The 8,621-nt window shown below is 39.6% G+C and carries 10 protein-coding genes; 5 read left to right on the forward strand and 5 right to left on the reverse strand.

Features of this window, described 5'->3' with window-relative positions:
- Nucleotides 1-114: 114 nt before the first annotated feature.
- Both ACTF6W_RS04040 and gnd read left to right on the forward strand, forming a co-directional pair.
- Nucleotides 115-1,050, forward strand: a complete 936-nt coding sequence (locus tag ACTF6W_RS04040; RefSeq protein ID WP_438993260.1) for a tryptophan 2,3-dioxygenase — start codon at nt 115-117, stop codon at nt 1,048-1,050.
- Nucleotides 1,051-1,319: 269 nt separating this feature from the next.
- A complete protein-coding gene (gene gnd / locus ACTF6W_RS04045; RefSeq protein WP_438993261.1) occupies nt 1,320-2,243 on the forward strand; it encodes a phosphogluconate dehydrogenase (NAD(+)-dependent, decarboxylating) in 924 nt (307 codons plus the stop codon).
- A gap of 7 nt (nt 2,244-2,250) precedes the next feature.
- On the opposite strand, the gene ACTF6W_RS04050 is transcribed toward gnd, so the two are convergent.
- From ACTF6W_RS04050 to ACTF6W_RS04065, 4 genes are all read right to left on the reverse strand, one after another.
- Nucleotides 2,251-3,417, reverse strand: a complete 1,167-nt coding sequence (locus tag ACTF6W_RS04050; RefSeq protein ID WP_438993262.1) for a saccharopine dehydrogenase C-terminal domain-containing protein — start codon at nt 3,415-3,417, stop codon at nt 2,251-2,253.
- A 23-nt stretch (nt 3,418-3,440) separates the two neighbouring features.
- Nucleotides 3,441-4,520 carry a saccharopine dehydrogenase gene (locus ACTF6W_RS04055; protein ID WP_438993263.1) on the reverse strand — a complete coding sequence of 360 codons (1,080 nt, stop codon included), beginning with the start codon at nt 4,518-4,520 and terminating at the stop codon, nt 3,441-3,443.
- 225 nt (nt 4,521-4,745) lie between these two features.
- Entirely contained in the window at nt 4,746-5,006 is a 261-nt protein-coding gene (locus ACTF6W_RS04060) for a hypothetical protein (protein ID WP_438993264.1), read from the reverse strand.
- Nucleotides 5,007-5,199: 193 nt separating this feature from the next.
- Entirely contained in the window at nt 5,200-5,373 is a 174-nt protein-coding gene (locus ACTF6W_RS04065; RefSeq protein WP_438993265.1) for a hypothetical protein, read from the reverse strand.
- Nucleotides 5,374-5,491: 118 nt separating this feature from the next.
- On the opposite strand from ACTF6W_RS04065, the gene ACTF6W_RS04070 reads away from it, so the two are divergent.
- Nucleotides 5,492-6,352, forward strand: coding sequence for a LysR family transcriptional regulator (locus ACTF6W_RS04070; RefSeq protein ID WP_438993266.1), 861 nt, complete (start codon nt 5,492-5,494; stop codon nt 6,350-6,352).
- Between the two features lie 81 nt (nt 6,353-6,433).
- On the opposite strand, the gene ACTF6W_RS04075 is transcribed toward ACTF6W_RS04070, so the two are convergent.
- On the reverse strand, nt 6,434-6,634 hold the full coding sequence (locus tag ACTF6W_RS04075; protein ID WP_438993267.1) for a hypothetical protein: 201 nt from the start codon (nt 6,632-6,634) through the stop codon (nt 6,434-6,436).
- 284 nt (nt 6,635-6,918) lie between these two features.
- Between ACTF6W_RS04075 and ACTF6W_RS04080 the strand changes: the two genes are divergently transcribed.
- Both ACTF6W_RS04080 and ACTF6W_RS04085 read left to right on the forward strand, forming a co-directional pair.
- A complete protein-coding gene (locus ACTF6W_RS04080; protein ID WP_438993268.1) occupies nt 6,919-7,659 on the forward strand; it encodes an alpha/beta hydrolase family protein in 741 nt (246 codons plus the stop codon).
- 84 nt (nt 7,660-7,743) lie between these two features.
- A partial coding sequence (locus ACTF6W_RS04085; RefSeq protein ID WP_438993269.1) for a protein adenylyltransferase SelO occupies nt 7,744-8,621 on the forward strand: 878 nt, incomplete at its 3' end.

Below are 8,621 nucleotides of genomic sequence, written 5' to 3' on the forward strand. Positions count from 1 at the left end.
GATATGGGTGCTTTGGTGCGTCATCATCCATCATTAAAGGATGATGAAAAAGCTTCCATTTTGGGCGCGAATGCGGCACGCTTTTTTAATATCGAAATATAACAGGAGTTTTTAATGAGCTTTGAATTTGTCATTCCGGAAATTGTTGACCCAAATGGCGTTGACGGTTCACCGCACCCAAGACCAATGGATGTAAAAGACGATCAAAGCCGCGAGGAAAAAGTTCTTGAAACTGACGGCGAGCCGATTACGAACTTTTATGGAAACAGTAACCCTTATATTGATTATGAAAGTATTGACCTGCTTCTAAGTCTTCAGCATCCTCGTTCACAAGGGTATGATGAAATGTGCTTTATAATTATGGGGCAGGCAAAAGAATTGCTTTTTAAATCGCTTTATTTTGAACTATATAATTTACAGCTTCGTATTCGTGATGATGATATTGCTAATGCATTTGTGATTATGGACCGCTCTAAGAAGATTTTAAAATTAATTGTGAATGTGTGGGATGTGCTTTCGACGATACGTACGGACGGGTTTAATCAATTCAGGGATTATTTAAGTGTCGCGTCTGGTCAGCTTTCCTTCATGTATCGACATATTGAATTTATTCTAGGCAATAAAAATAAACATATGTGTGAGGCCCACAGCAATGTGCCTCATGTTTATCCTGCGCTTTTAAAAAATTTCTCTTCTCCTAGTATTTATGATGATGTTATTAGGCTATTAGCACGTAATGAATTTGCGATTGATGCTGCCGCATTGGATCGCGATTGGACGGAAGTTTATAAGGAAAACGCATCTGTAGAAGCCGCATGGCTTAAGGTCTATTCTGATCCAACTCCCACCAATGAATTATATATGCTCGGTGAAGGATTAACCGAACTGGCTGATATATTTTCGCAGTACCGCCATAGGCACTTTGTATCGGTTGAACGTATTCTTGGTTTCAAACCGGGCACAGGCGGCTCAGCGGGTGTAGGGTGGCTTAAGAAGGCAGTTGACCACAGGTTCTTTCCTGAACTTTGGACTATTAGAACCGAACTTTAATCTTTAAGCGTCGCGTCAATAATAATTTCACCCGTTATTGTTTTATGGACGGGGCATTTTTCTGCGATCTCAAATATTTTTTGACGTTCTTCTTCGGTTAAATCGCCTGTGACATTTTTCTTCCTTTACTAGATTGCAATAATTTTTACACATTAGAACTCCCAATACCAGTGTGAAACATATAAATTTATCTTGCATTATTATTTAAGAGCCGCTTAATGTGTTGCAGCTTTTCACACACTATTTAAATGATACAGGAATTAAGTTAAATGAAAATCGGATATATTGGTCTTGGTAAAATGGGCCTTGGAATGGTCAAATTATTACTTGAAAACGGGCATGAGGTTGTCGCAACCGATCCAAACGAAGCCGCACGCAAAGAGGCCGAAGCCGCCGGTGCAGAGACAGTAGACAATTTAAGTGACTTTGAAACAAAATTATCCGGTGAAAAATTTATCTGGATCATGGTGCCTCATAATATTGTTGATGATGTGTTATCTGATTTGTCATCCATTCTTAACCCGGGTGATGTGATAATGGACGGCGGAAATTCCAACTATCAGGAAACGGTTAGAAGAGGGCAAGAGCTTAAAAGTAAGGGACTTGTTTTCATGGATGTTGGTGTTAGTGGTGGCCCAAGCGGTGCACGCAATGGCGCCTGTATGATGATTGGCGGTGCGCGCGAAAAATTTGATAAATATGAACAGCTCTTTAAAGATTTATGCATCGAAGGTGGCTATGCCTATATGGGGGAAACAGGTGCCGGTCATTATGTGAAAATGGTACATAACGGTATTGAATACGGTATGATGCAGGCTATTGGCGAAGGGTTCGAAATATTAAAAGAAAGCCGCTTTGACTTAGATCTTCAGGAAGTTTCAAGAATTTATAATACGGGAAGCGTGATTGAATCTCGCCTCGTTGGCTGGCTTGAAAATGCTTATAAAGAAGAAGGCGTTGAATTAACCGCGATCTCTGGTGAAGTTTCACATAGCGGTGAGGGGCAATGGACCGTTGCCGAGGCGAAAAATTGTGTTGGAAAAGACGGAAGCAGCAAAAATATTCCGGCTCCCGTTATTGAAGCGTCTTTTCAGTTCCGTCTCGATTCAACGGGCAACCCAAGTTATACAGGACAAGTGGTTTCTGCACTGCGTAACCAATTCGGTGGTCATAGCGTTAAAAAAGAAGATTAGCCTTAAATTAAAGTTCGATATTAACGGCTTTAAATTCAAGTCCTTTTTCATTTAATCCTTTAAGCCATAGGCGCGCCTCATCAATATCATGTGGTGCGGCTTGAACGCCTGCACTTAATCTATTTTCCATTAATGCGCTTACGGCTTCGGCTACCGTGTATGATACAGTATTCGCCATGGCTGATCTCCAACCTGTTCCAGTGGTATCAAGGGTAAGGGACGTTTCCCACGCATCACCATTTTCGTCAGTTGAATTTAGCGCAACATAAAGGACAACGCGATCTTCTTCACCATCGTCATATTGATATTTTGACCATAGTTCATCGGAAAGATTTTTAAGATCGTCCATGGTTGCATTTTCCATGACTTTAAAAATATCCTGCCACGCCGCTTCCCAACCGGAAAGCCTTAAAGTACCGCGAACGAATGTACGAAGATTGGTTTCATTCTCTAAGGCATATTCTTTAACAAATGGAATGCTGTTTCTATTTGCGTATGCTTCAAATGTTTCGCCGTGAATGGCAATTTCTTTGATGTTTTCCCATGCCGTAGGAATTGTTGTTTCAACACCATCTTGTATAAGCTGTGCCGGGTTTTTAAGGGCCGTTAACACGCCAAGCGGTGTCCAGCTGAACTTATAAGCAAAATCATTGGTAATAACGGGGAAGCCACCACAATAAGAAATGAAATCAAGTTGATTTCCTTTACCAAGAACACCATTTTTCCGTGCTTCATCAACGATTAAATGCGTCAAGAGGTGATCAATTCCAGGATCAAGGCCAACTTCATTGACAAATGAAAGCCCTTTATCAACGGCTTGATCATTTAAGACCACCATCTCATCATTTAAATAACTTGAAGTCACCAAATGACATTTTTCATCAAGGGCAATGTGCGCCACTTGAACATGGAAAGTGGCGGGTAACATCGAAATAATGATATCGCCATTATTTAACGTATCGCGAAAGTTTTTTAGCGATGCTTCATCAGCGAGGTTTAATTGCTTAACGTTTAATGTTGCGTCAGCGCTCACTTCTTTTTGTAATTCATGCGCTCTATCTAGTACCATATCCCATACTGTTGCCTCATTCCATTTGTTGGCAAGGGATACAAGACCAGGACCAGATGCTAATCCTGCACCAATCCAATGAATAGAAGGTTTTTCTGATGACATTTTTATCTCTTTATATTAATAAATTAGCTGTTTTTCATTTTAGCGACAGCTTCATCAAAGCTGGCTTTCGCCGAGACCCAGGCTTGCGCATTTTCGCGGCCATTTAATTTTTTAAGTTCCGGAAGCATTAGACCGGCGAATTCTTCACTGGATTCGCGCGGTAACAATGACGGAAGATTATCAATGGCAATAAGATCAATTGATTTACCATCTTCACCATTCACAACCAAATAAGGTTCGTCCCAGCTGGTCGGTTCATTATAAATGGGAATGGGATTAAAGTCGCTAAAGGGGTCGCAGGACACATCCGTCACAATGGAAAATCTAGTTCCTGCTTTGATGTCTTCTTTGCGAATGAATGGTGGCTGCTTGCTCTTTATAAACGCGCAATTGATCATTATGTCATGATCCATTAATGCTTCTCGGTCTAGGTTCGTTGTCTCTTCTCGGTCCCATTTTGTGATGATCGCGCCGTGACGTTCAAATATGTCCGATGCACCTGTACCACACCGTCCACCCGCACCAATAATAAGCACTTTTGGTTTTTTCGCGCCTTCGCCTAGCTTCTCAATAGTTTCATCAAGGATATCGGCATCTTCAAATGGGGTTAGTGATTGATTTAAATAATCACCATTACCAGCTTCTTTACTATTCCAATGAAGAAGCGCAAGCGCCGCTCCCATATATCCAGCACGGTAACCAAAGGCAACATAACGTATTCCATTTTCACGTGTCATATATTCAATATCAAGAAGGTCTGCACCGCCTTTGTCAAAACGCGTTAGCATCTCTTTCCAGCCTGCTTGTTCTTTATAGGCATGTGCAAAGAAAATATGAGGGTTTTTTATAACTTCCGGATCATCCGGTAATTCTTTTAACCCAAGAATAATGGCGTTCTCAGGTGGGTTTTTCCAACCATCGGGATCAACCATTTCACAGCCGGCAGCCTCATATTCGCCATCTTTAATGATGCGGTTTTGTGATCTTTCAACAATGACTTGATAGCCGTCATCAAGAAGCTCTTTTGCGCCTTTCGGTAATAATGGCGTACGACGTTCCGTTTTTCGAAATTCACTACGCAACCAAATGATATCTTTTCCCATAACTTTTCCCACCTACTTAATTTGTGAATGACTACTTAATAATGCCTAATTATACACATGTAAAGCGTAGTGAACATGTAACTCTGAAATATTAAATAGATTATTTTTTCATCAATTTAGTGAAAAAATGAAGACTAATAATGGATTTTTTTATTGAGTTGAATTTTGGTCTGCCATCGTTCCCCTTTATAATAACTGTTATGGGTGTGTTTTGAAGAAGGAGAATTAATATTCGTTGTCATATCGTTGTTTGTTTGATCTGAAGTACGGGTAATAACCGCTGCTTGTATCTGCACCATCTTCATCAAAGTCTAATACTTCAAAATCATCATCGTCTTCAATTTCTTCATCGTCCTCAAAATCTAAATCTTCGTCGAAATCCAAATCTTCGTCGAAATCCAAATCATCTTCTGGGTCATAATCGACATCGCTGAGATGATAGTTTGATAACTTTAAATGACGCTCATTTTGCAGGTTTAAAATCATTGCTTTTCTCTCAAAATTTAAACAATTTTAACTCAATAGTATTTACAATTCTGTATTTGAATATCGAATTTTTTAAATGGTATCTATTGAGAATTTCAATAATATTTCTCTCTTGAAAAATGCAAAAAATATAAGCACTTATTTAAAGGAAAATATTACTTCAATCGCCAGAAAAATAACAATTTAGATATGATTATTTGAAATAAAGTTTTTCAATCATCGCTTTATATTCTTCTGATGTCATGGATTTAACGCCTTTACTATTGCTATCACCAAGAAGTTCTGCTTCGACAGATATATTGTTGTCCGAATTATTAATTGCCGGTATGTCTACTGTTAAAAAGCCGTTTTGCTCAACTTCACTCATGTTAGATCCAATTTTATTGTTATCATTTACGGGGGATAATATCCGAAAAATTTAAATTCGAATATTGAATATTTTATGATAATGTTATTTAGAAATTAAATATTAAAAGGATGTAATAATGGACATTCCACAAATTAGAACTTTTATAGCCGTCGCCGATACGGGAAGTTTTATTGCGGCTGCAGAAAAGGTGTTTGTAACACAGTCAACGGTGAGTATTCGTATAAAAAATCTGGAAGAGCAATTGGGTACCACTCTGTTTGAACGTAACAAGCAAGGCGCAAGACTAACAGTTGCGGGTAAACATTTTCTAAAACATGCAATTGCACTGGCTAGAATATGGGACGAAGCCCGTTTATCTGTTGGTTTAGGAGAACAAATGGAAGCGCTTCTGGTCATCGGAGGACAAGTCAGTCTCTGGGATGATTTTTTAATGCGTTTACTACCATGGATGAGAATTCATATGCCGGAAGTGGCAATTAAAACCGAATTGGGATATTCGCCAGACCTCATGCAAAAACTTACCGAGGGGTCATTGGATATTGCCATTATGTATCGCCCTGAGAACAGACCCGGCTTTAAAATAAAACAAATATTTGAAGAAGAACTCGTACTGGTTTCCTCCCTCCCGGATAACACCGAGGTTTTCGATCATGACTATGTTTTTGTTGATTGGGGTCCAGAATTTATCAGTGATCACGCATTGAATTTTCCAGAAATTACGACACCCCGTGTTTCACTTGATATGGGCTCTTTAGGGATCAAATATTTATTACTGACACCTTCGAGCGGCTATTTTCCAAAACGGATTGCTCAGCCTCTAATCGACAACGGTGATATCCGTATTGTTGATTGGGCTCCCAGCTTTAAGTATCCAGCTTACTTGGCCTATTCTGATAATATTGACATCGAATTGATTAAAAATATTCAACAAGGGATAAATGTTATAAAAAAAGAATTCTCTAAACCTTCAAAATGAAACAAGCCGTTTATAAGTACTCAGGATAGATCAATATTGAGTCTTATAGAACGGCTTGTTGTTCCCGTATTTGTCAACTTGCTAATAGTCCTTTATATAGCTGTGAAATGTATGTGCATAATTTGAGCTTTTACGATTAGGACGTTTGCGTTTTGACCGTTTATCGGTCTTTTCTTCGATGAGGTCATAATAATAATCATCATCGAAATCTGAATAGTCGTAGTAATCCAATCCGGAATAGATTTCTTTTTCGCTACTTTTGTTCATTTTAAAATGTTTCATAGTCATTCTCCAAAACAACTTATTTTAAACATGAAAATATTATATCGAAATTTATATATTTGTATAACGATTTTATTTAATGTTTAATATTTAATAAATAAATATTATTTACCTTTAATTAACTGTGATTTATGTCTTTATAACCGCTAAATATATTGCTTTTCCAATAACAACCATAAGAAAATAGAATTGTATTATAAAGGGTGACTAAATTAGATATGCTACTCAAGCTGCTTTGACCTTTGCTCACAATTGATTTAAGGTTTTGAAAAATAGGAGACATCATGAAATTTTTTATCACTGCAGTTATTTTTTATATTGGCTTAATCACAGGGCTTATGGCCGAAGAAATTGAATTTATAGGGATCGATGGTACGACAATTTACGGTGACTATTATGCAGGAAATGATGACGCTCCGCTTATTATGCTACATCATCAGGCAGGATGGAATGCGCGCGGTGAATATAATGACATAACGGCACGGCTGGTCGAAAACGGATATAATGTACTTGCGGTTGATGCCCGTGGGTGTGGTAACCGCGATGATATAAACAATAGAACCTTGGAGGCTCTGGGTATTGAACGTTTACCATTTTGTGAGGTTCTTCCTGATGTAATTTCTACCCTTAAATTTGCTAATGAAAAATATCCGAACAGTAAGAAAATCCTTTGGGGGAGCAGTTATAGTGCGGCCCTCGTCCTTAAAGTCGCCGCAAGTGAAGCGGGTGATGTTTTAGCGGTGCGTTCATTTTCCCCGGCAGAAGGTGAATTTATGGGAAATTGCCAACCAAGCGACCAAGCAGGGAAAATATCGGTGCCTGTTATGATTTTACGTCCCGCTTCTGAACTTAAAAATGAAACGAACATTGCACAATTTGAACTTTTTAAAGCTTCCGGCTACACAATGCATGTGGCCGAAAATGGTGTTCATGGCTCATCTATGTTGGTTACGGATAGAACGAAACATAATACGGACGCAGAATGGGCAGCCGTACTTTCATTTCTTGAGAACGTCTCAAAATAACGGACTTTCCTCGCTTGTTAAAATGCGGATGCTCACTATATAATCTATAGACGTCATTTCATTTTTTCGTACGAGGTTAATTTATTGCAAATCCCCTTTGATAATTCATATGCGCGGTTGCCGGAAAATTTTTTTAAAAAAGTGAACCCAAGTGCGCCACCAGAGCCAACCTTAATAAGGGTCAACACTGAATTAGCCGATATCATGGGCATTGATGTCGATTGGCTACAATCAAAAGAGGGATTGGCAATGCTTTCGGGGCAGGCTTTGCCGAAAGGATCAGACCCCATTGCGATGGCCTATGCGGGGCATCAATTCGGTGGATGGTCACCAAAACTTGGTGACGGCAGGGCGCTTTTAATCGGTGAGGTCATTGGCAATGATGGTATCCGCCGCGATATTCAATTAAAGGGATCAGGACATACGCCTTTCTCACGCAGTGGTGACGGTAAATCGGCGCTTGGGCCGGTATTACGTGAATATATTGTCAGTGAGGCGATGGCAGTACTTGGTGTACCAACCACACGCGCGCTTGCTGCCGTAACCACTGGCGAAAATGTCGTAAGAAACACACTTGAGCCAGGGGGCGTTTTTACCCGTATCGCGCAAAGTCATGTTCGTATTGGAACATTTCAATATTTCTATGCACGCCAAGATAATGGCTCGTTAAAAATATTGGCGGATTATGTGATTGAACGCCATTACCCCGATGCGTTAAATGCGGCGAACCCCTATGCAGAGCTGCTAAAACTTATCGCCGCACGGCAGGCCGAACTCATTGCCAAATGGATGTCATTTGGTTTCATTCATGGTGTCATGAATACGGATAATGTGCAAATCGCGGGTGAAACAATTGATTATGGCCCTTGTGCTTTTATGGATGACTTTCATCCGCATAAAGTCTTCAGTTCGATTGATCAATATGGACGTTATGCCTGGGGTAAACAGTCCGAAATTGGCCA

The sequence above is a fragment of the Pseudemcibacter sp. genome, assembly GCF_965661635.1.
Lineage (GTDB): Bacteria > Pseudomonadota > Alphaproteobacteria > Sphingomonadales > Emcibacteraceae > Pseudemcibacter.